Source organism: Kitasatospora sp. A2-31, assembly GCF_022288725.1.
GTDB lineage: Bacteria > Actinomycetota > Actinomycetes > Streptomycetales > Streptomycetaceae > Kitasatospora.
The window spans coordinates 321,286-346,777 of record NZ_JAKNTA010000003.1; the positions used below are offsets into that span (position 1 = coordinate 321,286).

At 72.1% G+C, this 25,492-nt stretch carries 23 protein-coding genes, 2 pseudogenes and 1 riboswitch; of the genes and pseudogenes, 15 read left to right on the plus strand and 10 right to left on the minus strand.

Annotated elements, in window-relative coordinates; translation table 11 throughout:
• The coding region (locus tag MCM47_RS10185; RefSeq protein WP_238860546.1) for a glycosyltransferase family 39 protein at window positions 1–976 on the minus strand (976 nt) is incomplete at its 3' end.
• A 125-nt stretch (window positions 977–1,101) separates the two neighbouring features.
• On the opposite strand from MCM47_RS10185, the gene MCM47_RS10190 reads away from it, so the two are divergent.
• Window positions 1,102–1,686, plus strand: coding sequence for a TetR/AcrR family transcriptional regulator (locus MCM47_RS10190; protein ID WP_238860548.1), 585 nt, complete (start codon window positions 1,102–1,104; stop codon window positions 1,684–1,686).
• Between the two features lie 124 nt (window positions 1,687–1,810).
• On the opposite strand, the gene MCM47_RS10195 is transcribed toward MCM47_RS10190, so the two are convergent.
• A complete protein-coding gene (locus MCM47_RS10195; RefSeq protein WP_238860550.1) occupies window positions 1,811–2,278 on the minus strand; it encodes an Lrp/AsnC family transcriptional regulator in 468 nt (155 codons plus the stop codon).
• Between the two features lie 149 nt (window positions 2,279–2,427).
• Between MCM47_RS10195 and pdhA the strand changes: the two genes are divergently transcribed.
• From pdhA to MCM47_RS10215, 4 genes are all read left to right on the plus strand, one after another.
• Window positions 2,428–3,570 (plus strand): pyruvate dehydrogenase (acetyl-transferring) E1 component subunit alpha, encoded by a 1,143-nt coding sequence (gene pdhA / locus MCM47_RS10200; protein ID WP_238860552.1) that lies wholly within the window; start codon window positions 2,428–2,430, stop codon window positions 3,568–3,570.
• Window positions 3,567–4,574: an alpha-ketoacid dehydrogenase subunit beta gene (locus MCM47_RS10205; protein ID WP_238860554.1), complete on the plus strand. Its 1,008-nt coding sequence runs from the start codon at window positions 3,567–3,569 to the stop codon at window positions 4,572–4,574. Before pdhA ends, MCM47_RS10205 begins: the two co-directional genes overlap by 4 nt.
• 5 nt (window positions 4,575–4,579) lie before the next feature.
• On the plus strand, window positions 4,580–5,893 hold the full coding sequence (locus MCM47_RS10210) for a dihydrolipoamide acetyltransferase family protein (RefSeq protein ID WP_238861393.1): 1,314 nt from the start codon (window positions 4,580–4,582) through the stop codon (window positions 5,891–5,893).
• 288 nt (window positions 5,894–6,181) lie between these two features.
• Complete coding sequence (locus MCM47_RS10215; RefSeq protein WP_238860556.1) at window positions 6,182–7,930, plus strand: globin domain-containing protein; 1,749 nt, start codon at window positions 6,182–6,184, stop codon at window positions 7,928–7,930.
• A 113-nt stretch (window positions 7,931–8,043) separates the two neighbouring features.
• Here MCM47_RS10215 and MCM47_RS10220 read toward each other — a convergent pair whose 3' ends face one another.
• Window positions 8,044–8,571 (minus strand): NUDIX domain-containing protein, encoded by a 528-nt coding sequence (locus tag MCM47_RS10220; RefSeq protein ID WP_238860557.1) that lies wholly within the window; start codon window positions 8,569–8,571, stop codon window positions 8,044–8,046.
• 200 nt (window positions 8,572–8,771) lie between these two features.
• The gene (locus MCM47_RS10225; protein WP_238860559.1) at window positions 8,772–9,149 is read right to left on the minus strand and encodes a phage holin family protein; all 378 of its coding nucleotides are present in this window, start codon (window positions 9,147–9,149) and stop codon (window positions 8,772–8,774) included.
• 168 nt (window positions 9,150–9,317) lie between these two features.
• On the opposite strand from MCM47_RS10225, the gene MCM47_RS10230 reads away from it, so the two are divergent.
• The 3 genes from MCM47_RS10230 (at window position 9,318) to MCM47_RS10240 (ending at window position 10,827) form a co-directional block, all read left to right on the plus strand.
• Window positions 9,318–9,635 (plus strand): cupin domain-containing protein, encoded by a 318-nt coding sequence (locus MCM47_RS10230; protein WP_148644877.1) that lies wholly within the window; start codon window positions 9,318–9,320, stop codon window positions 9,633–9,635.
• A 97-nt stretch (window positions 9,636–9,732) separates the two neighbouring features.
• Window positions 9,733–10,401 carry a thiaminase II gene (gene tenA, locus MCM47_RS10235; protein WP_238860560.1) on the plus strand — a complete coding sequence of 223 codons (669 nt, stop codon included), beginning with the start codon at window positions 9,733–9,735 and terminating at the stop codon, window positions 10,399–10,401.
• A 225-nt stretch (window positions 10,402–10,626) separates the two neighbouring features.
• Entirely contained in the window at window positions 10,627–10,827 is a 201-nt protein-coding gene (locus tag MCM47_RS10240; RefSeq protein WP_238860562.1) for a DUF5326 family protein, read from the plus strand.
• Window positions 10,828–10,962: 135 nt separating this feature from the next.
• Here the strand turns inward: MCM47_RS10240 and MCM47_RS10245 are convergent, their stop codons facing one another.
• Both MCM47_RS10245 and MCM47_RS10250 read right to left on the minus strand, forming a co-directional pair.
• Window positions 10,963–12,447, minus strand: a complete 1,485-nt coding sequence (locus tag MCM47_RS10245) for a flotillin family protein (RefSeq protein WP_238860565.1) — start codon at window positions 12,445–12,447, stop codon at window positions 10,963–10,965.
• A 136-nt stretch (window positions 12,448–12,583) separates the two neighbouring features.
• Window positions 12,584–12,790, minus strand: coding sequence for a hypothetical protein (locus MCM47_RS10250; protein ID WP_238860567.1), 207 nt, complete (start codon window positions 12,788–12,790; stop codon window positions 12,584–12,586).
• A gap of 260 nt (window positions 12,791–13,050) precedes the next feature.
• Window positions 13,051–13,185: riboswitch (TPP riboswitch) on the plus strand.
• Here MCM47_RS10250 and thiC point away from each other — a divergent pair.
• From thiC to MCM47_RS10270, 4 genes are all read left to right on the plus strand, one after another.
• The gene (gene thiC / locus MCM47_RS10255) at window positions 13,181–15,013 is read left to right on the plus strand and encodes a phosphomethylpyrimidine synthase ThiC (RefSeq protein ID WP_238860569.1); all 1,833 of its coding nucleotides are present in this window, start codon (window positions 13,181–13,183) and stop codon (window positions 15,011–15,013) included. It overlaps the preceding riboswitch by 5 nt.
• Before the next feature lie 117 nt (window positions 15,014–15,130).
• Window positions 15,131–15,361: an antitoxin gene (locus MCM47_RS10260; RefSeq protein WP_238860572.1), complete on the plus strand. Its 231-nt coding sequence runs from the start codon at window positions 15,131–15,133 to the stop codon at window positions 15,359–15,361.
• Window positions 15,358–15,765: a type II toxin-antitoxin system VapC family toxin gene (locus tag MCM47_RS10265; RefSeq protein ID WP_238860574.1), complete on the plus strand. Its 408-nt coding sequence runs from the start codon at window positions 15,358–15,360 to the stop codon at window positions 15,763–15,765. Before MCM47_RS10260 ends, MCM47_RS10265 begins: the two co-directional genes overlap by 4 nt.
• Window positions 15,766–15,818: 53 nt before the next feature.
• The gene (locus MCM47_RS10270; RefSeq protein WP_238860576.1) at window positions 15,819–15,971 is read left to right on the plus strand and encodes a thiamine biosynthesis protein ThiC; all 153 of its coding nucleotides are present in this window, start codon (window positions 15,819–15,821) and stop codon (window positions 15,969–15,971) included.
• A gap of 30 nt (window positions 15,972–16,001) precedes the next feature.
• Here the strand turns inward: MCM47_RS10270 and MCM47_RS10275 are convergent.
• Window positions 16,002–16,256: pseudogene (locus MCM47_RS10275) on the minus strand (NUDIX domain-containing protein); the annotation flags it as partial.
• Between the two features lie 53 nt (window positions 16,257–16,309).
• Window positions 16,310–16,807 (minus strand): hypothetical protein, encoded by a 498-nt coding sequence (locus MCM47_RS10280; protein ID WP_238860578.1) that lies wholly within the window; start codon window positions 16,805–16,807, stop codon window positions 16,310–16,312.
• Window positions 16,808–17,037: 230 nt separating this feature from the next.
• Here MCM47_RS10280 and MCM47_RS10285 point away from each other — a divergent pair, with 230 nt between their 5' ends.
• A complete protein-coding gene (locus MCM47_RS10285) occupies window positions 17,038–19,668 on the plus strand; it encodes an RICIN domain-containing protein (protein WP_238860580.1) in 2,631 nt (876 codons plus the stop codon).
• A 269-nt stretch (window positions 19,669–19,937) separates the two neighbouring features.
• Window positions 19,938–22,343: a non-reducing end alpha-L-arabinofuranosidase family hydrolase gene (locus MCM47_RS10290; RefSeq protein WP_238861402.1), complete on the plus strand. Its 2,406-nt coding sequence runs from the start codon at window positions 19,938–19,940 to the stop codon at window positions 22,341–22,343.
• 137 nt (window positions 22,344–22,480) lie between these two features.
• Here MCM47_RS10290 and MCM47_RS10295 read toward each other — a convergent pair whose 3' ends face one another.
• On the minus strand, window positions 22,481–23,869 hold the full coding sequence (locus MCM47_RS10295; protein ID WP_238860583.1) for a glutamate decarboxylase: 1,389 nt from the start codon (window positions 23,867–23,869) through the stop codon (window positions 22,481–22,483).
• Between the two features lie 187 nt (window positions 23,870–24,056).
• Window positions 24,057–24,443, minus strand: a pseudogene (locus MCM47_RS10300) (VOC family protein); the annotation flags it as partial.
• A gap of 122 nt (window positions 24,444–24,565) precedes the next feature.
• Here MCM47_RS10300 and MCM47_RS10305 point away from each other — a divergent pair.
• The gene (locus MCM47_RS10305) at window positions 24,566–25,459 is read left to right on the plus strand and encodes a LysR family transcriptional regulator (RefSeq protein WP_238861404.1); all 894 of its coding nucleotides are present in this window, start codon (window positions 24,566–24,568) and stop codon (window positions 25,457–25,459) included.
• Window positions 25,460–25,492 lie beyond the last annotated feature (33 nt).

Consider the following 25,492-nt stretch of genomic DNA (forward strand, 5'->3'; position numbering starts at 1 on the left):
GCAGGTCCGCGACCGGGTAGGCGAAGGGGTAGTCGGTGCGGCCGAGCAGCACGCCGCGGACGGCGTAGAAGGTGCCCTGGCCGTAGTCGAAGTAGTGCAGCCAGGCGTCGCGCTGGAGGGTGAAGTAGGCGCCCCACTCGCCGGCCCGCCAGCCGACCCAGCCGACGTAGCCGAGCAGGCCGAGCGGGGCGAGCAGCATCGCGGTCAGCGGGCGGACGACGCCGCTCCCGCGCCGGTACAGCTCCACCAGCGCGGCCAGGCCGACCGCGCCGATCAGCGCCGCCGAGGTGGGCCGGTTGAGCCCGGCGACCAGCGTGACCGCACCGGCCGCGACCCACTGCCTGGTCATCACGCAGTAGCAGGCCCAGGACGCCAGCGCGACGAACAGCGAGTCGGAGTAGAGCGCCCACTCGGCGCCGGAGCCCGGGGCGATCGCCCAGAGGCCGGCCGCGACCACGCCCGCCCGGGGGCCGGCCAGCCGGTCCACGACGGCGTGGATCCCGGCGGCGGCGAACAGCGAGGCCACCACCGAGACCAGCATCCCGGCCCCGTACAGGCCGAGCCCGGTGGTGTCCGAGACCAGCCGCATCAGGCCCGGGTAGAGCGGGAAGAACGCGGCCGAGTTCTGCTCGACGGTGAAGCCGGGCACGCCGTTGGCGACGGGCACCAGCGCCGGGTGGTAGCCGAACTCGGCGACCTGCTGGTACCACCAGCCGTCCCAGCTGGCGAGCACGTCCCAAGGGTTGGCCCCGCCCCCGAAGCGGGGGTGCTTCTTCAGGTAGTCGCCGGAGAACGAGAGCAGCTTCATGAAGACCGTGAAGCCGACCAGCTTGAGCACGGCGTAGCACCAGACGGCCGGCCCGAACCGCAGCACCAGCGCGCGGGCGCGATCGCGCCACCCGGCCCCGGGTGCGGCGCCCGGCCCCTCGCTGCGCCGCTCGGGCGCGTCGGAGGCGACTGCCGGTATTGCGTTCATGCTCTGGACCCCACCCTGCTGGCCGTGGACGATCGTCCGGCGAGTCTAGGCGCTCGGTCCTCGTGCCGGTGCGGACCGATGGACCCGACCGCACCGCGTCGAGCGGCGCCGGGGATACTCGGAGGATGGCCGATCACACCACGCGCACCGCCTACACCGTGGAGTCGCTGCTCGCGGTGACCGTCGACGTCTTCAACGAGCGCGGCTACGACGGGACCTCGATGGAGGACCTGTCCCGGGCCGCCGGCATCTCGAAGTCGTCGATCTACCACCACGTGCGCGGCAAGGAGGAGCTGCTCCGGCTCGCCGTCGGGCGGGCGCTGGACGGGCTCTTCGCGATCCTCGCCGAGCCGGGCGCGGTCGAGGGCGCGGCGGTGGACCGGCTGGAACACGTCGTCCGGCGGACCGCCGAGGTGCTGCTGGCGGAGCTGCCGGACGTCACGCTGCTGCTGCGGGTGCGCGGCAACACGGCCACCGAGCTGTGGGCGCTGGAGCGGCGCCGGGACTTCGACCACCAGGTCGCCGAGCTGCTGCGGGCGGCCGTCGCGGACGGCGCGCTGCGGGCGGACGTCGAGCCGCGGCTGGCCACCCGGCTGCTCTTCGGCATGATCAACTCGATCGTGGAGTGGTACCGGCCGGGCCTCAAGGCCGCCGACGGCGTCGCGGACGCCGTCGTCCACCTGGCCTTCGACGGGCTCCGGGCCGGGTAGGGCCCGCAGCTCCGGCAGCCTTCAGCGGCCCTTCCGGAATCCCGCAGCCCGGCAGCACCGGAAGCCTTCGCCGCCTCCGCAGCCTTCGCCGCCTCCGCAACCTTCGCCGCCTCCGCAGCCGCCTTCAGAAGGTGTCCGGAGGTACCTGGTCGGTCTCCTCGAAGACCAGCATGGTCCGGGTGCCGAGGACCTGCGGGATGGACTGGATGCGGTTGAGCACCAGCTCCCGCAGGGCGTGGTTGTCGGCGGTGTGCACCAGCAGCAGGACGTCGAAGTCACCGCCGACCAGGGCGATGTGCGCGACCCCGGGGAGCTCCAGGAGCTGCTCGCGCACCGAGCGCCAGGAGTTCTGCACGATCTTCAGGGTGACGTACGCGGATGCGCCCTGACCTGCCTTCTCGTGGTCGACCCGGGCTGTGAAGCCGCGGATGACGCCGTCCTCGACCATCCTGGAGATCCGGGCGTACGCGTTCGCCCGGGACACGTGCACCCGCTCGGCCACCGAGCGGATCGAGGCGCGACCGTCCTGCTGCAGCAGCCGCAGGATCGCCCGGTCGACCCGGTCGAGTCTGGACGTCTGTTCAGCCGACATGACCCCCCACCCTCCCTGATTGGACGCACTGACACCAGTCGACCGCCCTGCGGGCCGATTGTCCACCACCTTGTCACGCTTCTGGTCAAGATGAACAGACGACCGAACAATCGGTAGGGAGCCCCCGCCACCCCTGGAGGTGCCCCGAGATGACCGTTCTCGACCACAGACACCACACCGCGGTACCCGGATGGCTGCCCGGGGCCACCGCCCCGCGCACCGACCCGGCGCCGCTGCTCCCGGACGCCTCGCCGGTCCGACTGCTCGGCACCCCCGCCCTCGAGAAGTGCGACCCGCTGCTGCTGCGCGAGCTGTACCGCCGCCTGGTGGTCGGCCGCCGCTACAACCAGCAGGCCACCACCCTCACCAAGCAGGGCCGCCTCGCCGTCTACCCCGCCTCCACCGGGCAGGAGGCCTGCCAGGTCGCCGCCGCGCTGGCGATCGGCGAGCACGACTGGCTCTTCCCCAGCTACCGCGACACCCTCGCGGTGGTCTCCCGCGGCGTCGACCCGCTGGAGGCGCTGACCCTGCTGCGCGGCAACGCCCACACCGGCTACGACCCCCGCGCCACCCGGACCGCCCCGCTCTGCACCCCGCTGGCCACCCAGGCCCCGCACGCCGTCGGGCTGGCGCACGCCGCGCGGCTGAGCGGCGAGCCGGTGGTCGCGCTGGCGCTGCTCGGCGACGGCGGCACCAGCGAGGGCGACTTCCACGAGGCGCTGAACTTCGCCGCGGTGCTCAACGCCCCGGTGGTCTTCCTGGTCCAGAACAACGGGTACGCGATCTCCGTCCCGCTCACCGCACAGTCGGCCGCGCCCAGCCTGGCGCACAAGGCCGTGGGCTACGGCATCCAGGGCCGGCTGGTGGACGGCAACGACGCGCCCGCCGTGCACAGCGTGCTGGCCGAGGCGGTCGAACGCGCCCGCACCGGCGGCGGCCCGACCCTGGTCGAGGCCCTCACCTACCGGATCGAGGCGCACACCAACGCCGACGACGCCACCCGCTACCGGGACGAGGCCGAGGTGGCCGCCTGGCGGGAGCACGATCCGATCCTGCTGATGGAGCGCCACCTGCGCGAACTCGGCGTGCTGGACGACACCCTGGTGCAGGAGGCGGCCGACGAGGCCGAGGCGCTGGCGGCCCGGATGCGGGCCGAGTTCCATGCCGACGCCGAGCTGGACCCGATGGCCCTCTTCGCCCACGTCTACGCCGAACCCACCCCCCAACTGCGCGAGCAGGCCGCCCAGTTGTCCGCCGAGCTGGCCGCCGAGGCCGAGGTGCAGGACCGATGAGCAACACCGCTGTCTCCGCCGCCCCCGCCCGCACCGCCACCATGGCCCAGGCGCTCAACTCCGCCCTGCGGGACGCCATGCGCGAGGACCCGGCCGTGCACGTGCTCGGCGAGGACGTCGGCGCGCTCGGCGGCGTCTTCCGGATCACCGACGGCCTGACCGCCGAGTTCGGTGCGGACCGCTGCCTGGACACCCCGCTGGCCGAGGCGGGCATCCTCGGTACCGCGATCGGCATGGCGATGTACGGGCTGCGCCCGGTCGTGGAGATGCAGTTCGACGCCTTCGCCTACCCGGCGCTGGAGCAGCTCTTCTCGCACGTCGCCAAGATGCGCAACCGGACCGCCGGCCGACTCCCGCTGCCGATCACGGTCCGGATCCCGTACGGCGGCGGCATCGGCGGCGTCGAGCACCACAGCGACGCCTCCGAGGCGTACTACACCTCGACCTCCGGCCTGCACGTGGTCACCCCGGCCACGGTGGCCGACGCCTACGGGCTGCTGCGCGCCTCGATCGCCTCGGACGACCCGGTGGTCTTCCTGGAGCCGAAGCGGCTCTACTGGGGCAAGTCGGAGTTCGACCCGGCCACGCCGGTCGAGCCGATCGGGCGGGCGGCACTGCGCCGCACCGGCACCTCGGCGGTCCTGATCACCTACGGGCCCTCGCTGCCGGTCTGCCTGGAGGCGGCCGAGGCGGCGAAGGCCGAGGGCTGGGACCTCGCGGTGCTGGACCTGCGCACCCTGGTGCCGTTCGACGACGAGACGGTCGCCCGGGTGGTGCGCTCGGTCGGCCGGGCCGTGGTGGTGCACGAGGCGAGCGGCTTCGGCGGCACCGGCGCGGAGATCGCGGCCCGGGTCACCGAGCGCTGCTTCCACCACCTGGCCGCTCCCGTGCTGCGGGTCACCGGCTTCGACATCCCGTATCCGCCGCCGATGCTGGAGCACCACCACCTGCCCGGGGTGGACCGGATCCTGGACGCGGTCGCCCGGCTGCAGTGGGAGGACTGAGGATGATGCCCGTCGTGCGCGAGTTCACCCTGCCCGACCTCGGTGAGGGTCTCACCGGGGCGGAGGTGGTGCGCTGGATGGTCGAGGTCGGCGAGGTGATCGCGGTCGACCAGCCGGTGGTCGAGGTGGAGACCGCCAAGGCCGTGGTCGAGGTGCCCTGCCCGTACGGCGGGGTCGTCACCGCGCTGTTCGGCGAGCCGGGCGAGGAGGTGGCGGTCGGCGCCCCGCTGGTGACGGTCGCGGTGGCGCCCGGCGAGGGTGAGCGGCCGGTCGTCGCGGAGGTGGAACGGCCGCTGGTCGGCTACGGGGTGGCCGAGCCGTCCCGCGGCGGGCGGCGCCGGCGGGTCGGCGGGTCGGCTGCTCCGGCTCCGGCGCCTGCTTCCGCTACGGCGCCTGCTTCCGCTCCTACGCCGGTCCCCGTGGCCGCCGCGCCCGCCGCAGTGGTGTCGGCGCCGGCGGTGGTGCCGGTGATCTCACCGCTGGTCCGCCGGTCCGCCCGGGAGCACGGGATCGACCTGGCGGCGCTGGCCGGGAGCGGCCCGGACGGCCTGATCATGCGGTCGGACGTCGAACGGGCGATCGCGGCGAGGACCGCACCGCCTGCACCGCCTGCACCGGCGGCGGTCGCCGACGGCGAGGTCGTGCCGCTGCGCGGGCTGCGCCGGGCCGTGGCCGAGAAGCTCTCCCGCAGTCACCACGAGATCCCCGCGGCGACCTGTTGGGTGGACGCGGACGCCACCGAACTGATGGCGCTGCGAAGGCAGTTGAACGCTGCGCCGGGGCCGAAGGTGAGCGTACTGGCGCTGCTGGCGCGGATCTGCACGGTCGCGCTGGCGCGGTTCCCCGAGCTCAATTCCAGCGTCACCGAGGACGGTTCCGGTATCCGGCGGCACAGCGCGGTGCACCTCGGGTTCGCCGCACAGGGCGAGCGCGGCCTGGTGGTGCCGGTGGTGCGGGATGCGCAGGCGCTCTCCACCGAGCAACTCGGCGCCGAGCTGGGCAGATTGACCGAGGGGGCCCGGACCGGCGCGCTGACGCCGGCCGAACTCACCGGCGGGACGTTCACGTTGAACAACTACGGCGTGTTCGGTGTGGACGGCTCGACGCCGATCCTCAACCACCCCGAGGCGGCGATGCTCGGCGTCGGCCGGATCGTCGCCAAGCCGTGGGTGCACCAGGGCGAGTTGGCGGTCCGCGAGGTGACCCAGCTGTCGTTCACCTTCGATCACCGGGTCTGCGACGGCGGCACGGCGGGCGGCTTCCTGCGGTTCGTGGCCGACTGCGTCGAGCAGCCCGGGATGCTGCTCCGGCAGCTGTGACCTGCGAACGGTCGCCTTGCGTGTTCGTCAGGACACGCAAGGCGACCGTTGATCGAGTGAGAGTAGCGCGTCCCGGGGGCGGGTGTCCGGGCTTCGCGCGATTTGTCGGATGAGTACTTCGGGCGTGCCACGCTGCCTAGGCGTCAACAGCGACAAGCCAGGTGGTGGCGCAGGCCGGCCGGAGGCGAAACGATTCTCTTGGGTACTCGAAACGTTGCGGTGAAGTCCCGCAGAACAGTTCTGGTCCGCACGGGGCACGGTTCGGCGGGCGTCGCGGCCGTGCCGGGGATGTCGGACCGCACGCCCGACGCACGGCCGCCGGCCGGGCCGGTCCTGCCGCCCGCCGCCGGCACCGCCGCCCCGGCGGCCGGCGTCGCGGACGGGACGGTGGGCCTCCCGCCGGTGCCGCCGATGCCGTTGGACCCGCCGGACCTTCCGCCGGTGTCCGCGCCCGAGCCGCCCGTCCCGGCGACCCTGGCCGTCCTGGCCGCCGCGGCGCAGGTGCGGCCGGTCGTCCCGGCCCCGCCGAGCGAGCCCCCGGCCGTCGCCGCGCCCACCGCCTCCCCGGCCGTCGCCGCGCCCACCGCCTCCCCGGCCGCTCCCGTGCCCCCGGCGCCGCCGGTCGTTCCCGCGGCGGTGCCCGCTGCGCCGGTCGCGCCTCCGGTGCCCGGCGCGCCGGCGCCGAGCCGGCCGGAGGGCGCGCGGCCGACCGCCGGACCCGCGACCGGACCGCTCTTCCCCGATGCTCCCGGCCTCAACTGGGCCGGTCCAGGGGACAGCTGGAGTCGCGCCTGGGCCCTGCAGACGGTCGGCGACTCCCGACCGGCCCCGACCACGGCGCCGGTCGCCACGCCCACGAGCATGCCCGCGGCCGACCGGCGCACCGCCGCCGAACAGCCGCCGACCGCGCGGGACGTCGAGCTGATCCGGGCCAGCCTGGCCGTGGTCGAGCCGGTCGCCGACCGGGCCACCGCGCACTTCTACGCGCTGATCTTCCTCCACCACCCCGAGGTCCGGGCGCTCTTCCCGGCCGCCATGGACGTCCAGCGCGACCGGCTGTTCCGCGCCCTGCTGATGGCCGCCCGCAGCGCCGGCGACCCGGACGGCCTGCGCGCGTACCTCGGCGCGCTCGGCCGAGGCCACCGCCGGTACGGCACGCTGACCGGCCACTACGGTCCGGTGGGGGAGTGCCTGGTGGCGGCGCTCGCCCGGTACTCGGGCAGCCGCTGGGACGGCGAGACCGAGCTGGCCTGGCGACGGGTGTACGGGCTGGTCTCCTCGATCATGATCGAGGCGGCCGAGGAGGCCGCCCGCACCTCGCCGCCCTGGTGGCAGGGCGAGGTGGTCGCGCACGAGCGCCGCACCCCGGACGTCGCGGTGCTCACCGTTCGTCCGGACCAGGCGTATCCGTACCGGGCCGGGCAGTACACCAGCCTGGAGACGCCCTGGTGGCCGCGGGTCTGGCGGCACTTCTCGTTCGCCACCGCACCCCGGCCGGACGGTCTGCTGACCTTCCACGTCAAGGCCGTCCAGGCGGGCTGGGTGAGCAACGCCCTGGTGCACCGGGCCGCGCCCGGCGACGTGCTGCGCCTTGGCCCGCCCACCGGCGGCATGACCCTCGACCACACCTCGGGCGCCGACCTGCTCTGCCTGGGCGGCGGTACCGGCATCGCCCCGATCCGGGCGCTGGTCGAGGAGGTGGCCGAGTACGGCGCCGGCGGCCGCTCGGTGGAGGTGTTCTACGGCGCCCGGCAGGCCGCCGAGCTCTACGAGCTGGAGGCGCTGGCGGCGCTCGCGGCGCGCCACGGCTGGCTGACCGTCCGGCCGGTGCTGTCCGGTCCGGGCGCCTCCGGCAGCGGTGCGCTCGCGGGTGAACTGCCCGAGGTGGTGGGCCGGTTCGGGCCCTGGGCGGGCCGCGACGCGTACCTCAGCGGGCCGCCCGCGATGGTCCGGCGCGGGGTCGGTGTGCTGCTGCGGGCCGGGGTGGTGCCGGAGCGGATCCGGCACGACCTGGTGGGCGACCTCGCGGCGGGGTGAGCGCACGGGGCCGGGGCCGGGCGCCAGGGCGGTGCGGACCGGGCCGGGTCGACAGAGGCCGGGTCAGGGCGGGTCACGGCTGGGCGGTGCGGGCCGGCCCTCCGGGCGCCGGTTCAGCCCAGATCGGGCGCGAGCAGGGCACGGACGCCCTCGATGTTGGCCGCCAGGTACGCCCGCAGGCGGGGCGGGACGACGTTGACCGACGTGACGCCCTCCCGGGTGAAGGGCAGCCGGACCACCTCGTACTCGCCGTTGGGCTCCTCCACCTCGGGCCCGTGCCGGCGGGCGAGGTCCATCGAGGTCAGCCGGCAGACGAAGAAGTGCTGCACCTTGATCCCGTGCGGGTGGAGCAGGGTCCCGTCGTGATGGTGGGTGTGGCTGACGGTGTCGACGAAGGCGGGGACGACGTCCACCACCTTGGCGCCGAGCTCCTCGTCGACCTCGCGGTGCAGGGCCTCGACCACCGTGCGGTCACCGCGTTCGACCCCGCCGCCCGGCGTGATCCAGTACGGGTGCGGCGAGCCGGGCCGGGTCCGCTTGATCAGCACGATCGAGGCCGGGCCCTGGGGGTCCTCCGGGTCCAGTTCCAGCAGGATCGCCCGCGCGGTGCGTTTGACGACGGGGCGGGGCGGGGTGCGCATGGCCACCTCCGGGGCTGGAGCGTTGTGCGGGAGTCTCCCGCAGGCTGCCGCGCCCGAAACGCGCGGTTCGGGGGAATTCGTTCGCCGCTCGCGCGTCGGCCGACGACGGGAGCCCGCGCCCGGGGGCGAGACCGGGTGCGGGCTCCCTCGCCCACGGTGTCCGCGCCGGCCGCCGCGCAGCGGGCCGGCGCGGCGGGTGCTCAGTCCTCGTCGCCCAGCGCGAGGTTGAGGCCCCAAGACACCAGGCTGATGATCAGCGCGCCGAACAGCGCCGCCCAGAAGCCGTCGACGTGGAAGTCCAGGTTCAGCTTCTCCGACGCCCAGGAGGTCAGCCAGAGCATCAGGGCATTGATCACGAAGGTGATCAGGCCGAGGGTGAGGATGAACAGCGGGATCGAGAACAGCTTCACCACCGGCTTGATCAGCCAGTTCACCACCCCGAACACCAGTGCCACGGCGATCACCGTCAGGCTCTTGTGCTGCCAGTCGTCGCCGGTCAGCGTGATGCCGGCGACGATCCAGGCGGCCACCCAGATGGCCGCCGCGTTGATAAGTGTCTTGATGACGAATCCCTTCATGGGGCCAGCGTGGCAGGGTCGGCCGGGGCGGGGAAGTTCCTGTTCGGCACGGTGTGCCGGTGGGCGGGCGGGAATCGGTGCCGGTGGGGCCGCCGGTGGAGGCGGTGGTGTTGAATGCCCGGGACGGGGGGCTCGGGCCCGGGGCCCCGGGACGAGGAGGAGGCCCCGATGAAGCTGTTCCGGCTGGACGAACTCGACGCCGAGCGCGCCGCCAACGACGGCGCCTACCTGCGCTTCCTGCGCGAGCCGCGGATGTCCGCCGGCCTCTACGCGCTCTCCCCCGGCGACACCGACCCGCAGACCGCGCACGCCCAGGACGAGATCTACCAGGTGGTCAGCGGCCGCGCCGAACTGACCGTCGGCGACGAGACCACGACGGTGGCCCGCGGCACCGTGGTCTACGTCCCGGCCGGGGTGCCGCACCGCTTCCACCACGTCACCGAGGAGCTGCGGGTGCTGGTGGTGTTCTCCCCGCCGGAGGACTGACCGGCCCGGGCGGGGCCGCCGTCCCGGTGGCCGGTTCCGGTGGCCCGGCCCGTGGACGGCCCGTGGCCGGCGGGGGCCGGTTGGTTAGGGTCGGGGCATGAGCCTGAGCCTGACGGAAGAACTCTGGGCGGCGATCGAGCCGATCTACGCCGAGATCCTCGACCACCCCTTCATCGGCGGCCTCACCGACGGCACCCTGCCGCGCGAGGCCTTCCGCCACTTCGTCGTCCAGGACTCGCACTACCTGCGCGACTACGCCCGCGCGCTCGCCGTGTGCGCCGCCAAGGCGCCCGGCGAGGCGGACGTGCGGGCCTTCGCCGACGACGCGGTCGGCGCGCTGGCCGCCGAGCAGGGCATGCACGCCGAGTTCATGACGGCCTTCGGCGGCAGCGCCGAGGAGGCCGCGGCCGAGGCGGTCCTCCCCACCACCCGCGCGTACACCAGCTACCTGCTGGCCACCGTCTACGGCGGCTCCTTCGCGGAGGCGGTCGGCGCGGTGCTGCCCTGCTACTGGATCTACGCCCGGGTCGGGGACGAACTGCTCGCCAAGGGCTCCCCCGACCCGCTGTACGCCAAGTGGATCGCCACCTACGGCGACGAGGCCTTCCAGTCCGTGGTGCGCCGCGTCCTGGCGCTCGCCGACCGGATCGGGGAGGGGATCTCCCCGGCCGAACGCCGCCGCGTGGTGGAGCACTTCGTCACCACCTCGCGGTACGAGTGGATGTTCTGGGACGCCGCCTGGCGCGGGGAGACCTGGCCGGTCTGAGCCGTCCGGCCGGGCCGGGGGCGAGCCGCCCGGCCGCTGTCCGGGCCGTCGCCGGCCCCTTCGGGCCAGGGGTTTCCCCGGTGCCGGGGTAGGGGTGATCTCCGGGTTCTCTCCGGGCCGTTGGCCCTCGTTCCGCCCCGTGCGTCACCGTACGATCGAAGTACCGAAAGCAAGCGGGATGCGGCACCGGACGGCAGCCGGCCCGAGGGGAGAGAAGGAACGGACATGGCTGAGCTCTGGAAGTCGCTGCCCTCCTGGGTGCGCAACATCGTCGTCCCGGTGATCGTGCTGATCCTGGCCTGGAACATCGTCGGCTTCGTGTTCGGCGTGGTCGGCGCCCTGCTGAGCCTGGCCTTCAAGCTGCTGGTCGTGGTCGGCATCGCCGCCGCCGTGGTGATCCTGGTGAAGAAGGCCGCCAGGAGCTAGGTACCGCCCGGCGCCCGCCGACCGACGCCCGTACCCCGCCGGGGGTGCGGGCGTCAGTCGTTCCTTTGGACGCCCCCGGCCCCGGGCCCGCCGACCCGGTCCGGAGACCGGCCCGGGGCGGCGGCGCGGCCGCCGTCACTCCTCGATCGGCACCTGCTGGACCGGCACCTTCCCGGCCGGCCGCGCGGCGGCCGCGGGCACGGCCGGGGCGGCCTCGGCGGGCTGCGCCGACCCCTGCAGCGTGGTGAGCAGCTGCCGGGCGAGCCCGAGTCCCGTTCCGCCCATGGTGAGCGCCTTGGTGAAGAGGTCCCCCACGCCCTCGGCGCCGTTGAGCAGCACCATGTGCTCGACGTTGGCGAAGGACTCCGACGCGGCCAGCACGACGTCCGGCCACTTCTCGGCCAGCTCCTGGGCCACCACGGCGTCCGGGTTCGCCGTCAGGGCCGCCGCCCGGGCCTTGATCCCCTCCGCCTTGGCGAGCCCGATCGCGCGGGCCGCCGCCGCGTCCGCCAGACCGCGGGCCTCGGTGGCGGACGCCTCCGCCTGCCCGGTGGCCCTCGTCGCCTCGGCGGCCGCCAGCCCGCGCACCTTGGTGGCCTCGGCCTCGGCCTCCGCCGCGATCTTGACCTGGCTGGCCTCGGCGGCCGCCTTCAGCTCGGTCTCCCGGGCCTGCGCCTGCGCGGCGGAGATCCGGGCGTCGCGGTCGGCCTCGGCCCGGGTGCGGGTCTCGTACGCCTTGGCGTCGGCCGGCTTGCGGACGTCGATCTGCAGCTGCTGTTCCTTCCGCTGGGCCTCCAGCTGGGCGACCCTCGTCTCCTGGACCACGACCTCCTGCCGGGCGGCGGCCTCGGCGAGCGGCCCGGCCTGCTGGGCGCGGGCGTTGGCGGTGTCCCGTTCGGCCTGGTAGGCGGCCTGCTGGATCTCGCTGTTGCGGGTCGCCTCGGCCTTGCGGGCGGCCGCCTCCTGCTCGGCCTCGGTGGCCATCCGGTCGGCCTCGGCCTGGGCGATCCGGGCGTCCCGCTGGACGGCGGCCGCGTGCGGGATGGCCAGGTTCTTGATGTAGCCGGTCGGGTCGATGATCTCCTGGATCTGCAGGGTGTCGATGATCAGCCCGAGCTTCTCCATCTCCAGCCCCGAGGCGGCCCTGGTCTCGCCGGTGAGCCGTTCGCGGTCGCGGATCATGTCCTCGACGGTGAGCCCGCCGACGATCGAGCGCAGGTGGCCGGCGAAGACGTTGTGCACCCGCTGGCTGATCAGCTTCTGCTGGTCGAGGAAGCGCCGGGCGGCGTTGGCGATCGAGACGTGGTCGTCACCGACCTTGAAGATCACCACGCCCTTGACCCGGACCGGGATGCCCTGGGTGGTGACGCATTCGACGTTCAGCTCGGCCTCGTTGAGGTCCAGCGAGAGCCGTCGGACGCCCTGCAGGCCCGGGGTGACGAAGGTGCCGCGGCCGGTGACGATCCGGAACCCGAGCCCGTCGCCGACCCCCTCGGTCCGGTGCTTGGAGCCGGAGATGATCAGCGCCTCGTTCGGCTCCGCCACCCGCCACATGAGTTTGAAGAGCGTGATCCCCGCGAGCAGCACCGCGGCGGCCGCCCCGATGATGACGTACAGCATGGTTCAACTCCCCCTTTCGGCACATGAGATGCACCGAATGGGATTCTCCGCTCGGGCCAACCGCAGCGGAAGGGAGCGGACATGACGTACTGTCACAACATCGTCACTCCGTCACGGCCAGGTCATGGCCGTCCCGTCACGGCAGCACCGGGGCCACGTAGACGGTCCGCGGCGGGTGGTACTCGACGACCACCACCGGCGTCCCCACCGGCAGCCGCTCGCCCGGCACGGCGAGGTAGGCGAGGAAGGCCTCCGTCCCCTGGCGCTCCGGGACGTGCACCATCACCTCGCCGACCAGTCCCGCCCCGACCGCTCCGCTGACCCGACCCGCGCTCCCGACCACTCGGCCCTCCCGTCCCGCACCCCCCTCGGGTGCTCGACCGCCTGCCACCGCCCAGCCCTGTGACTGCCAGTCTGCCCGGCCCCCGCGGGAAGCAGACGGCCGGCCGTGGAATCCCGCCGGCGGCCGGGGCCGGGGCCGGGGCGGGGGCGGGGGCCGATGGTCGGGGCCCGAGCCGGGCCCCGGCGTCTCTCTCCTCGGCCCCCTCTGGACCGGCAGCGATCGGCTCGCTACGGTGTTGGACGTCATGCGCAGGCAACACCGCCTGTGGACACGGGAGCTCGGAGCACCGGGCTGAGAGGACGCTGACCGGTACGTCGACGGACGTGCCGACCGCTGCGTCGACCGCAGGAACCTGACCGGGTAATGCCGGCGTAGGGAGTAGAGGGTCTGATGACCACCTTTGATGCACAGCCGAACCCTGCCCACAGCACCGGGACGGGCGGCGCCGCGGTCGCCGGCGCGGGCACCGGCTACCCGACCCCGGCCTGGCGCAAGGCCTACCGCCAGGGGTCCCGTCCCGACCTGCGCGTCCCGTTCCGCGAGGTCCTGCTGACCAACGACCGGACCGTCCCGCTGTATGACACCTCCGGCCCGTACACCGACCCCGCCTACGAGGCCGACGTGCGGCGCGGCCTGCCGCCGCTGCGCGACGCCTGGATCCGCCAGCGCGGCGACGTCGAGGAGTACGACGGCCGCGAGGCCCGCCCCGAGGACGACGGGATCAAGCACACCTCGCCGCGCGGCGGGAACCTGCGCAACCTCGACGCGGTCTTCCCCGGCCGCCCGCGCCGTCCGCTGCGGGGCCGAGCCGGTGCCGCCGTCACCCAGCTGGCCTACGCGAAGCGGGGCATCGTCACCCCCGAGATGGAGTTCGTGGCCCTTCGGGAAGGGCTCGCGCCCGAGTTCGTGCGGGACGAGGTGGCCCGCGGCCGCGCCGTCATCCCGGTCAACGTGAACCACCCCGAGGTGGAGCCGGCCGTCATCGGCACCAACTTCCTGGTGAAGATCAACGCCAACATCGGCAACTCGGCCGTCACCTCCTCGATCGAGGAGGAGGTGGACAAGATGACCTGGGCCACCCGTTGGGGCGCCGACACCGTCATGGACCTCTCCACCGGGCGCAACATCCACACCACCCGCGAGTGGATCCTGCGCAACTCCCCCGTGCCGATCGGCACCGTGCCGCTCTACCAGGCGCTGGAGAAGGTGGACGGCAAGGCCGAGGAGCTGAGCTGGGACGTCTACCGCGACACGATCATCGAGCAGTGCGAGCAGGGCGTCGACTACATGACCGTGCACGCCGGCGTGCTGCTGCGCTACGTGCCGCTGACCGCCCGTCGCAAGACCGGGATCGTCTCGCGCGGCGGTTCGATCATGGCCGCCTGGTGCCTGGCGCACCACCGGGAGAACTTCCTCTACACCAACTTCGAGGAGCTCTGCGACATCCTCGCGAGCTACGACGTCACCTTCTCGCTGGGGGACGGCCTGCGCCCGGGGTCGATCGCCGACGCCAACGACGAGGCGCAGTTCGCCGAGCTGCAGACGCTGGGCGAGCTGGGCCGGATCGCCCGCGCCAAGGACGTCCAGGTGATGATCGAGGGCCCGGGCCACGTCCCGATGCACAAGATCAAGGAGAACATGGATCTCCAGAGGGAGATCTGCGACGAGGCGCCGTTCTACACCCTCGGCCCGCTCACCACGGACGTCGCCCCCGGCTACGACCACATCACCTCGGGCATCGGTGCCGCGATGATCGCCTGGTGGGGCACCGCGATGCTCTGCTACGTCACGCCCAAGGAGCACCTGGGGCTGCCCAACCGGGACGACGTGAAGACCGGCGTCATCACCTACAAGATCGCCGCGCACGCCGCCGACCTCGCCAAGGGCCACCCCGGGGCCCAGGAGTGGGACGACGCGCTCTCCGACGCCCGCTTCGAGTTCCGCTGGGAGGACCAGTTCAACCTGGCCCTCGACCCGGAGACGGCCCGCGAGTTCCACGACGAGACGCTGCCCGCCGAGCCGGCGAAGACGGCGCACTTCTGCTCGATGTGCGGCCCGAAGTTCTGTTCGATGAAGATCTCCCAGAAGATCCGCGACGAGCACGGCGACGGTTCCAGCGCCGTCAACACCGAGTTCGACGCCGAGGCGCTGGCCGGTATGCAGGCCAAGTCCGAGGAGTTCGCCGCCCAGGGCAACCGGGTCTACCTGCCGCTGGCCGACTGATCCACTACACCCGGGACGCCGCCCCGAGAGCTCTTGCGTCTCGGGGCGGCGCTTCGTTGTGCCTCCGAACGAGCTCCACCGCCTGCATTTTGCAGATATCGGAGCTATAGTGCAGACATGACTGCCCTCACGATCCGGGATGTCCCGGACGACCAGATCCAGACCCTGAAGGTCCGCGCAGCTCAGGCAGGCAAGTCACTGCAGGCGTTCATGCAGGACTTGATCGCCAGGGAGACGTCCAAGCCCACAATGGCGGAGATGATGGCGCGGCTCGACCGGGAGACCACCGCCGACGTCAGTGCGGCCGATGTCCTCGCTGCCATCGATGAGGGGCGAGCCGGACGTTGATCGTCGTTGACTGCTCCGCCCTCGTCCTGGCTCTCACGGCTCAGGGTTCCGACGGAAAGCTCGTCCGCGGCCGGCTGTCCGAGGCGGGGGACGTGTACGCGCCAACCCTCCTGGACTACGAGATCCAGTCGGCCCTCCTCGGCATGCATCGTGGCGGCAAGTTGATCGAGAGGGAGATGGAGAGGGCGGTCGCCGCGTACCGGGTACTTCCCATCACCAAGCGCGAGACCTTTCCCTTCTGGGACCGTGTGAAGAAGCTGAACGCCAACCTCAGCGCCTACGACTCGCAGTACGTCGCTCTGGCAGAAGCCCTGGGCGTACCACTGATCACCAGCGACGCGAGGATCAAACGCAGTGGCGCGGCAAAGTGCGAGATCGAGGTCTTCTCCTCGATCCAGCGCTGACCGACGCGACTCTTCGTGTCTTCGTAGTGGTGCCTTGATTGATCTTCTGCTCGATGAAGATCTCCCAGAAGATCCGCGACGAGCACGGCGACGGTTCCAGCGCCGTCCGGACCGACTTCGACGCCGAGGCCCTGGCTGGCATGCAGGCCATGTCCGAGGAGTTCAAGGCCCACGGCAACAAGGTCTACCTCCCCCTGGCGGACTGACACCCGCGCCCGGCTGAGCCCTTCCCCGCCGGGGTTGGTGTAGGTCCCGGCGATGCCCGTGACCTCCACGTGGACGCCGGTCTCTTCGAAGGTCTCCCGGATGCCGCACCCCGCCAGTGATTCGCCCAACTCCATCATGTCTCCGGGAAGCGCCCACATCCCGTTGTCGGTACGTCGCTGGAGCAGGATGCGGCCGGTCTCGTCCACTCCGACCACCGAGGCAGCAGGGACGAGGCTGTTGGGCTTCGGTGCGTTCGGGTCGTCCTCGTAGTCACGCCTGGCCATGCTGTGCTGCCTCCCAGATGTTGCGCCCGCGACTCCAGAGTTCTTCGACGTGATCAGCGAACCGGTCGAACATGCCGTCGTCCTGGGTGCGCCTCAAGTGCACGGCTCGCCGCGTTGCGGACACGGCGGGTGCGTCCATGCTCGGCTAGCAGGCTGAGGGCGGCAGGGGAAGTGACGAACTGGGCGGCGGCGGCCGTGCGCTGGAACCAGTCGGACGCGGTCAGCAGTTCCTCGTCGGTCCAGGGCTCGTCCAGCGCGACAGACCTGAGCAGCGTCCACTCGCGCAGGCGACGGGTGAGGAAGGCGCGGTCGCCAATGATCGTGGCCATCATCGTCGCCCAGGTGGGGAACTGGGGGATGGTCAGCTGCTGGGCCGCCCGGCGTTCGAGGTGATAGTTCACAGCGCTCTCGGCCATGGCTGCGTCGTCGTCACGAAGAACGGTGGCCAGGAGGTCGGCCTCCTCCGCCTCCGTGACGCTGTCCAAGGCTCGCAGGTATCGGGCATAGCGCAGGTGCTCGGGGGGTTCGTCGTCGTTGTGAGAGCCGGTCATGCGGCAATCACATCATTCCGCTCCGCGCTGGATGTCCCCTCGACGTGTCCTACGGACGAGCGCCGTCCCGGGAGGATTTCGCCTTCCGGGACGGCGCTTCGCAGTCAGAACGGGTTTCCGGCTCGCGGCAACCCTTTGCGGGGCCGGTGACCACAAGGGGACAGATCCGGCCGTTCCGGTGTCCGGATCACCCTTCTCTGGTGCACAGTCCGCAAGGAGAACGTCTACCCATGAGCAACCTCCCGAACGGCAGGCGCCGCGGGCGCCACCGTCGTCGTTTGAGCGCCACCGCTCTGGCGCTCGGTGTGTCCCTCACCGTCGGGTCGTACTTCGTGTTCGTACACGAGGACTCCCAGGCCGCGACGATCGACGGCGGTGCCTACTACAGGCTGGTCTCGGTACGCAGCGGCAAGGTGTTGGACGTCAACGGCTTCTCCACCGCCGACGGCACCCGGGTCCAGCAGTGGACCGACCAGAACACCGCCAACCAGCAGTGGAGTCTGAAGTCCACCGGGGACGGCTACTACGAGCTGGTGAACCGCAACAGTGGCAAGGTGCTGGGCATAGCGGGCGACTCGACCGCCCAGGGGGCTGCCGCCGAGCAGCAGACGGACCGCTCCTCAGCGTCCCAGCAGTGGCGGATCGGCGATGTGAGCGGATCCGACGCCGTCACCTTCACCTCCCGCAAGAGCGGTCAGGTCCTGGACGTCACGGGCAACTCCACGGGCCAGGGCGCGCAGATCATCCAGTGGCCCGGGTGGGGTGGTGCCAACCAGCAGTGGAAGCTGGTGAAGGTCGCCGGCAGCGGCGGTGGGCAGACCGGGTCCGGCCCGTACGTGTGGCAGAACGCCCCGGTGGTGGGCGGCGGTTACGTCACCGGCCTGGTCTTCAACCAGAAGGAGAAGGGCCTGCTGTACGCCCGCACCGACATGGGGGGCGCGTACCGCTGGGACACCGGGGCCGAGCAGTGGATCCCGCTCACCGACTGGGTCGGCCAGAAGGACTGGAACCTGCTGGGCATCGAGTCGCTGGCCACCGACCCGGTCGACCCCGACCGGCTCTACCTCGCGGCGGGCACCTACACCAACGACTGGGCCGGCAACGGTTCGATCCTGCGCTCCTCCGACCGCGGCCGCACCTTCCAGCGCACCGACCTGCCGTTCAAGCTGGGCGGCAACGAGGACGGCCGCGGGGCGGGCGAGCGCCTGGTGATCGACCCCGCGAACCACGACAACCTGCTGCTGGGCACCCGCAAGAACGGCCTGTGGCGCAGCACCGACCGCGGCCAGACCTGGAACCAGGTCTCCTCGTTCCCGGTCAAGGACGGCGCGAGCTTCGGCACCGGCATCTCCTTCGTGACGTACGGCCCGGCGGGCAGCAACACGATCTACGTCGGCGTCGCCGACAGGTCCACCAACCTGTACCGGTCCACCGACGGCGGCAACTCCTGGCAGGCGGTCTCCGGTCAGCCCACCGGCCAGGTACCGCAGCACGGCGTGCTCTCCGGCGACGGCTCGCTGTACCTGACGTACAGCAACGCCCCCGGGCCCAACGGCGTGACGGCGGGTTCGGTGTGGAAGTACAGCACCTCCGGCGGGGCGTGGAAGAACGTCTCGCCGTCCCAGGGCGGCTACGGGTTCGCCGGTCTGGCGGTCGACCCGCAGAAGCCGTCCACGGTGATGGTCACCACGCTGGACCGCTGGTGGCCGCAGGACGAGGTCTACCGCAGCACCGACGGCGGCGCGTCCTGGAAGGCCCAGTCCGACAAGTCCGTCCGGGACGCCTCCATCGCCCCGTACCTCGGCACCGGCATCGGGCACTGGATGACCGCCCTGAGCATCGACCCGTTCGACTCCGGGCACGTGATGTACGGCACCGGCAACGGCATCTGGGCCAGCAAGGACGCCAACGCGACCGACAACGGCGGCACCAGCCACTGGACCATCGGAGCCCGTGGGCTGGAGGAGACGGCGCTGTACGACGCCGTCTCCCCGCCCGGCGCCGCCGCCCTCATCACCTCGATGGGCGACCAGGGCGGCTTCGTCTACGACGACCTGAAGAAGGAGCCGGCCGGGCGGCTGGTCAACCCGACGATCTACAACAGCACCTCCCTCGACTTCGCCCAGTCCAACCCCTCGCTGGTGGTCCGGGTCGGCAGGGGCGGCGAGCAGGACGGCGCCCTCTCCACCGACGGCGGCCACACCTGGACCGGCTTCAAGGGCGAGCCGGTGCCCGGTGCGGACAGCGGCCACATCGCGATCGCGGCGGACGGCTCCAGCTTCGTCTGGACCGAGGCCGGCCAGGCCCCGTACCGCTCCACCGACCGGGGCGCGAGCTGGTCGAAGGTCAACGGTCTGGGCAACGGGGCCGTGGTCGTCGCCGACCGGTCCTCGGCCAACACCTTCTACTCGCTGAGCAACGGCACGCTCTACGCCAGCACCGACGGCGGTGCGACCTTCGGTGCGCGCGCCGCCAACCTGCCGGGCGGCAAGCTCAGCGCCGTTCCCGGTGTCGCGGGTGACCTGTGGCTCTCCGGCGGCGGGACGGGTCTGCTGCACTCCACCGACGGCGGCCGCAGCTTCACCACGCTGTCCTCGGTGCAGTCCGCCTCCGCCCTCGGCTTCGGCAAGGCAGCGCCGGGCACCTCGTACCAGGCGTTGTACCTGATCGGCACCGTCAAGGGCGTCGCCGGCGTCTTCCGCTCCACCGACCAGGGCGCCAGCTGGGTCCGGATCAACGACGACGCCCACCAGTGGGGCAACTTCGCCGGCCAGGGCATCGTCACCGGCGATCCCGACACCTACGGCCGGGTGTACATCGGCACCAACGGTCGCGGTCTCCAGTACGGCGACCCCTCCTGATCCCGACCCCTTCGAGCGGGGCCGCAGGCCGAACGGCCTGCGGCCCCGCCGCGCCTGACGGAACACCGAGGACGAGACGCCCGCCGGGCCGGCGCCGGGAACGCCTCGAGCCCGGCTCGACGGAAAGTTCTGCCGATCACGGCAACCTTCGTGTGCGGTGGCGGCAACTGGCGGGTAACCGTGGCCGAGACCGAGGCCCACTGCGCCAGAGGGACAAGTTGTTGCCAGATCAGAACCGTTCTCATCGCCGCCGGCCGCCCACCCGCCGCCTGGTCGCCGCCGCCGTGGCGCTCGCCGCCGTGGGCGCAGCCGTACCGCTGGTCGCCCAGGCCGCGTTCACGTCGAACGCCGGCACGCCGACCACCCTCGCCGACGCGGCGGCCGTCAGCGGCCGCTACTTCGGCACCGCGGTGTCCACGGGCCGGCTCGGCGACTCGACGTACTCCACCGTTCTCGACCGGGAATTCAAGATGGTCACCCCGGAGAACGAGATGAAGTGGGACGCCACCGAGCCCTCCCGGGGGTCGTTCAACTTCGCTCCCGCCGACTCGATCGTCAACCACGCCGCCGCACACGGCCAGAAGATGCGCGGCCACACCCTGGTCTGGCACTCCCAGCTTCCCGGCTGGGTCCGCTCCATCGGCGACGCCAACACCCTCCGCGGCGTGATGAACAACCACATCACCCAGGAGATGACCCAGTACAAGGGCAGGATCTACGCCTGGGACGTGGTCAACGAGGCGTTCGCGGACGGCGGCAGCGGCCAGCACCGCAGCTCGGTGTTCCAGGACGTGCTGGGCAACGGCTTCATCGAGGAGGCCTTCCGCACGGCCCGCACCGCCGACCCCTCGGCGAAGCTCTGCTACAACGACTACAACCTCGAGAACTGGAACGACGCCAAGACCCAGGGCGTCTACGCCATGGTCAAGGACTTCAAGTCCCGCGGCGTGCCCATCGACTGCGTCGGCTTCCAGAGCCACTTCGGCGCCGGCGGCCCCCCGGCCAGCTTCCGGACCACGCTGTCCAACTTCGCCGCGCTCGGCGTCGACGTCCAGCTCACCGAGCTCGACATCGCCCAGGCGTCCGCCGGGGCGTACGACAACGCCGTCAAGGACTGCCTCGCCGTCGCGCGCTGCACCGGTATCACGGTGTGGGGCATCCGGGACAGCGACTCCTGGCGCACCGGCGAGAACGCGCTGCTGTTCGACAACAACGGCAACAGGAAGCCCGCCTACACCACGGTACTCGCCACTCTGGGCAGCGCCGGCGGCGGTAAGCCGGGCGGTGGCATCGACTCCGGCACCGTCTACACGCTCTCCGCGGTGGGCGCCGCCGGACGTGTTCTCGACCAGCCCGCAGGGCAGAACGGCAACGGCACCCCGCTCCAGGTGTGGGACGCCAGCGGCGCCACCAACCAGCAGTGGAAGGTCACCAGGAACGGCGACGGCTCCTACACCCTGACCAACGTCGCCAGCGGCCGGGTCCTGGACGAGCCGGGCGGCCGGACCGCCAACGGGACCAAGCTGCTGGTCTGGGACGACAACGGCGGCGCCAACCAGCACTGGAAGGCCGCCCGGAACGGCGACGGCTCCTACACCCTGACCAACGTCGCCAGCGGCCGGGCCCTGGAGACCCCCGGCAACCAGACCGCCAACGGCACCGCCGTCCAGATCTGGGACTCCTGGGGCGCCGCCAACCAGCACTGGACCTTCAGGTCGGCCGGGTCGCCCACCCCGGCTCCGGCCCCGACGACACCCGCGCCGGGCGGCACGTGCGCCCTTCCGTCGAGCTACCGGTGGTCCTCCACGGGGGCGCTCGCGCAGCCGAAGAACGGGTGGGCCTCGGTCAAGGACTTCACCGACGTGGTCTACAACGGAAAGCACCTGGTCTACGCGTCGGACGTGTCGGGAACGTCGTACGGCTCCATGATGTTCAGCCCCTTCACCGACTGGTCCGACATGACGTCCGCCGGGCAGACCGGGATGAGCCAGTCCGCGGTGGCACCCACGCTGTTCTACTTCGCGCCCAAGAACATCTGGGTGCTCGCCTACCAGTGGGGTCAGTGGCCGTTCATCTACCGCACCTCCAGCGACCCGACCAACCCCAACGGCTGGTCCGCGCCGCAGCCCCTGTTCACCGGCAGCATCCCCAAGTCCAGCACCGGCCCGATCGACCAGACCCTGATCGCCGACGGCCAGAACATGTACCTGTTCTTCGCCGGTGACAACGGCAGCATCTACCGGGCGAGCATGCCGATCGGGAACTTCCCGGGCAACTTCGGCTCGTCCTACACCACGGTCATGAGCGACACGGCGAACAACCTGTTCGAGGCACCGCAGGTCTACAAGGTCAAGGACCAGAACCAGTACCTCATGATCGTCGAGGCGCAGGGTGCGAACGGGCGCTACTTCCGCTCGTTCACGGCCTCCAGCCTGAACGGTTCCTGGACCCCGCAGGCCGCCAGCGAGAGCAACCCCTTCGCGGGCAAGGCCAACAGCGGTGCCACCTGGACCAACGACATCAGCCACGGGGACCTGGTCCGCAGCAACCCCGACCAGACCATGACCATCGACCCGTGCAACCTGCAGTTCCTCTACCAGGGCAAGTCCCCCACCGCGGGCGGCCCCTACGACCAACTGCCGTACCGCCCCGGCCTCCTCACCCTGCAGCGCTGACCCGCCCGGTCCGCGTGATCACGGTCGGGTGCGGCCGGCCGGCCCGAGGGAACGGGCCCGACCCGACCTGTTGACCCGTACCACCGCACGGAGGAACCCCAGCCCTGCATCGGCTGGGGTTCCTCGTCGTGAACCTCTCAGTGGTGGAAACCGACGCGGTCCGCGTCGTGGGGGTGGCCCTCGTCGAGGTGCTTGATCGCCCTGCGCATGTCGTCGGCGAGGAGTTCGATCTCGTCGCGGTCGACGCCGTGGCGGACCAGGACGCGCTGGATGACCGTCTCCTGGCGGTCCGGCGGGAGCGGGTAGGAGGGCACCTGCCAGCCGCGCATGCGGAGCTGGTCGGAGAGGTCGTACAGGCTCCAGCCGACCGAGTCGGGGTCGGTGAGCGTCCAGGAGACGGCGGGCAGCGCGCCGACGCCGTCGTAGAGCAGGGTGAAGGGGCCCATCTCGGCGATCTGCCGGCCGAGGTGCTGCGCGGTGTCGGCGCACGCCTGGTAGACCCGGCGGTACCCCTCGCGGCCGAGCCGCAGGAACATGAAGTACTGGGCGACCACCTGCCCGCCGGGGCGGGAAAAGTTCAGGGCGAGGGTGGGCATGTCGCCGCCGAGGTAGTCGACGTGGAAGACCAGCCCGTCCGGCAGGGCGTTCTGGTCGCGCCAGAGGGCCCAGCCGACGCCGAGCGGGGCCATCCCGTACTTGTGGCCCGAGGCGTTGATCGAGGCGACCCGCGGCAGCCGGAAGTCCCAGACCAGGTCGCGGTGGAGGAACGGCGCGATGAAGCCGCCCGACGCCGCGTCGACGTGCAGCGGGACGTCGAGGCCGGTCTCCACCTGGAGACGGTCGAGCTCGGCCGCGATCTCCGCCACCGGCTCGTACGTGCAGGTGTAGGTCACCCCGAGGATCGCGACCACGCCGATGGTGTTCTCGTCGACGTGGTCGCGCAGCTGGTGCGGCTGGAGGCCGGTCGCCCCGGGCTCCACCGGCACCTGCCGCAGCTCCACGTCGAAGTACCGGGCGAACTTCTCCCAGCACACCTGCACCGGCCCGCAGACCAGGTTCGGCCGCTCGGTCGACTGCCCCGCGGCCTGCCGGCGGTTGCGCCACCGCCACTTCAGGGCGAGACCGCAGAGCATGGCGGCCTCGCTGGAGCCGGTGGTGGAGCAGCCGACGGCGTTGATGCCGCCGGAGCCGGCCGGGGCGTGCCAGAGATCCGCGAGGATGTTCACGCAGCGTGACTCGATCTCCGCGGTCTGCGGGTACTCGTCCTTGTCGACGATGTTCTTGTCGAGGCACAGGTCCATCAGTCGGCGGACCTCGTCGTCCATCCAGGTGGTGCAGAAGGTGGCGAGGTTCTGCGCGGCGTTGCCGTCCAGCAGCAGCTCGTTGCGCAGCAGCTGGAAGACCACCGGCGGAGGCGCGGGAAAGTCCGGCATGGCCCGCTTGGGCAGCGGGCGCTCGCTCAGCGGCGAGGCGAAGATGTCGACGGCCGCGTCGGCCGCCTGCTCCTGTGCGTTGTGGAGGGCCACCGGTCACCTCTCGAATCGGTTCACTGGTCCGATCCGGACATTACGGACACGGTCGAGAGGTCGGCACGCGGGCGTACGCCATCCGGCACCGGCGCGTGGCCTACGCGGCCCGGGCCGCGGCGTCGGCGCCCTCCGCGCCCTCCGCGTCCTCGGCGCCCTCGGCGTCCTCGGCGTCCTCGGCGCCCTCCGCGTCCTCGGCGTACCAGCGGAGCTCGACGGTGTTGCCGTCCGGGTCCGCGACGTAGAGCGAGGTGCCGGTGCCGCGGGCGCCGTAGCGCGGGCCGGGGCCGTCGAGGACGGTGAAGACGCCGGAGTCGACGACCTCCTGCCAGTCCAGCGGCTCGACGGTGAGGCAGAGGTGGTCGACGTTGGACTCGCCGCGCGGGCGGGCGAACAGGTCGATGATGGTCTGCCCGTCGATCCGGACCGACGGGAACGAGACCTCGCCCGCTCGCCACTCCTCGACCCGGACGGGCTCCAGGCCGAGCAGGCCGAGGTAGAACTCGAGCGAGCGCTCGACGTCCCGGACGTTGAGGACGAGGTGGTCGAAGGCCTTGACGCGGACGGCGGCCATGGGTGGCTCCCGGGGTGGTGGTGGGTGGGGTGACGTCCTCCACGATCCGCCGCCCGGCCGGGACGATCAATGCCGAACTGCAATACGATCGTTGAGTCAGGCTCAACGATCGGGCGGTGCGCATGTGGGAGCGGCACGAGATCGAGGCGTTGCTGGCGCTCGCCGAGGAGCTGCACTTCGGCCGGGCCGCCGCGCGCCTGGGCGTCACCACCGGGCGGGTCAGCCAGGTGATCGGGAAGCTGGAGCGGCGGATCGGAGCCCGGCTCTTCGACCGCACCAGCCGGGCCGTCCGGCCCACCGCGATCGGCCGGCGGCTGGTGGACGACCTGGCCCCGCTGGTGGCCGGGATCGAGGAGTCGGTGCGCCGGGCGGTGGAGGCCGGGCGCGGGGTGACCGGGGAGCTGCGGGTGGCGTTCCTCGGCGAGTGGACCGCGGCGGTGCTGGGCCGGGCGGTGAACCTGTTCGGCGAGCGGCACCCGGGCTGCCGGGTCGAGGTCCGCGAGGTGCAGCTCTCCGACTCCCGGCCGAGCCTGGAGGACGGCTCCGTCGACGTGCTCCTCGCCTCCTTCCCGTTCGACGGCATGGCGGTCGGCCCGGCGCTGCTGGTCGAGCGGCGGGTCCTGGCGGTGGCCGCGGGACACCCGCTGGCGCGGGCGGAGTCGGTCTCGCTGGAGGTGCTGGCCGACCATCCGGTGGTGCAGTACCCGGAGGTCACCTCGATCGGGTTCAAGCGGGACCGGACGCCCGACCGTACGCCGTCCGGGCGGCCGGTGCCGAAAGGGCCGGTGGGCAGCACCTTCTCCGAGATGCTCTCCCTGGTGGCCCTGGGCCGCGGGGTACTGCCGGTCGGCGAGCATTCCCGGCAGTACTATCCGCGCCCCGACATCGCCTACGTGCCGATCGAGGACGCGGCGCCGATCGAGCGCGGACTGGTCTGGCGGGAGTCCAACACGACCGAGCGCGTACGCGAGTTCGTCCGGGCCGCGTCGGACGCCGCCCGGCGTGATTCCGCCTGAATTCCCCCGTCGTCGATTTCCCGCTCCGCTCCG

Excerpts from the sequence above, each read along its gene's own strand:
- MCM47_RS10190 (WP_238860548.1), top strand. The coding sequence starts at position 1,102 with ATGGCCGATCACACCACGCGCACCGCCTACACCGTGGAGTCGCTGCTC.
- MCM47_RS10225 (WP_238860559.1), bottom strand. The coding sequence starts at position 9,149 with ATGAAGGGATTCGTCATCAAGACACTTATCAACGCGGCGGCCATCTGG.
- MCM47_RS10270 (WP_238860576.1), top strand. The coding sequence starts at position 15,819 with ATGAAGATCTCCCAGAAGATCCGCGACGAGCACGGCGACGGTTCCAGC.
- MCM47_RS10260 (WP_238860572.1), top strand. The coding sequence starts at position 15,131 with ATGACTGCCCTCACGATCCGGGATGTCCCGGACGACCAGATCCAGACC.
- MCM47_RS10210 (WP_238861393.1), top strand. The coding sequence starts at position 4,580 with ATGCCCGTCGTGCGCGAGTTCACCCTGCCCGACCTCGGTGAGGGTCTC.
- MCM47_RS10240 (WP_238860562.1), top strand. The coding sequence starts at position 10,627 with ATGGCTGAGCTCTGGAAGTCGCTGCCCTCCTGGGTGCGCAACATCGTC.
- tenA (WP_238860560.1), top strand. The coding sequence starts at position 9,733 with ATGAGCCTGAGCCTGACGGAAGAACTCTGGGCGGCGATCGAGCCGATC.
- MCM47_RS10245 (WP_238860565.1), bottom strand. The coding sequence starts at position 12,447 with ATGCTGTACGTCATCATCGGGGCGGCCGCCGCGGTGCTGCTCGCGGGG.
- MCM47_RS10215 (WP_238860556.1), top strand. The coding sequence starts at position 6,182 with ATGTCGGACCGCACGCCCGACGCACGGCCGCCGGCCGGGCCGGTCCTG.
- pdhA (WP_238860552.1), top strand. The coding sequence starts at position 2,428 with ATGACCGTTCTCGACCACAGACACCACACCGCGGTACCCGGATGGCTG.
- MCM47_RS10195 (WP_238860550.1), bottom strand. The coding sequence starts at position 2,278 with ATGTCGGCTGAACAGACGTCCAGACTCGACCGGGTCGACCGGGCGATC.
- MCM47_RS10220 (WP_238860557.1), bottom strand. The coding sequence starts at position 8,571 with ATGCGCACCCCGCCCCGCCCCGTCGTCAAACGCACCGCGCGGGCGATC.
- MCM47_RS10305 (WP_238861404.1), top strand. The coding sequence starts at position 24,566 with ATGTGGGAGCGGCACGAGATCGAGGCGTTGCTGGCGCTCGCCGAGGAG.
- MCM47_RS10280 (WP_238860578.1), bottom strand. The coding sequence starts at position 16,807 with ATGACCGGCTCTCACAACGACGACGAACCCCCCGAGCACCTGCGCTAT.
- MCM47_RS10285 (WP_238860580.1), top strand. The coding sequence starts at position 17,038 with ATGAGCAACCTCCCGAACGGCAGGCGCCGCGGGCGCCACCGTCGTCGT.
- MCM47_RS10205 (WP_238860554.1), top strand. The coding sequence starts at position 3,567 with ATGAGCAACACCGCTGTCTCCGCCGCCCCCGCCCGCACCGCCACCATG.
- thiC (WP_238860569.1), top strand. The coding sequence starts at position 13,181 with ATGACCACCTTTGATGCACAGCCGAACCCTGCCCACAGCACCGGGACG.
- MCM47_RS10230 (WP_148644877.1), top strand. The coding sequence starts at position 9,318 with ATGAAGCTGTTCCGGCTGGACGAACTCGACGCCGAGCGCGCCGCCAAC.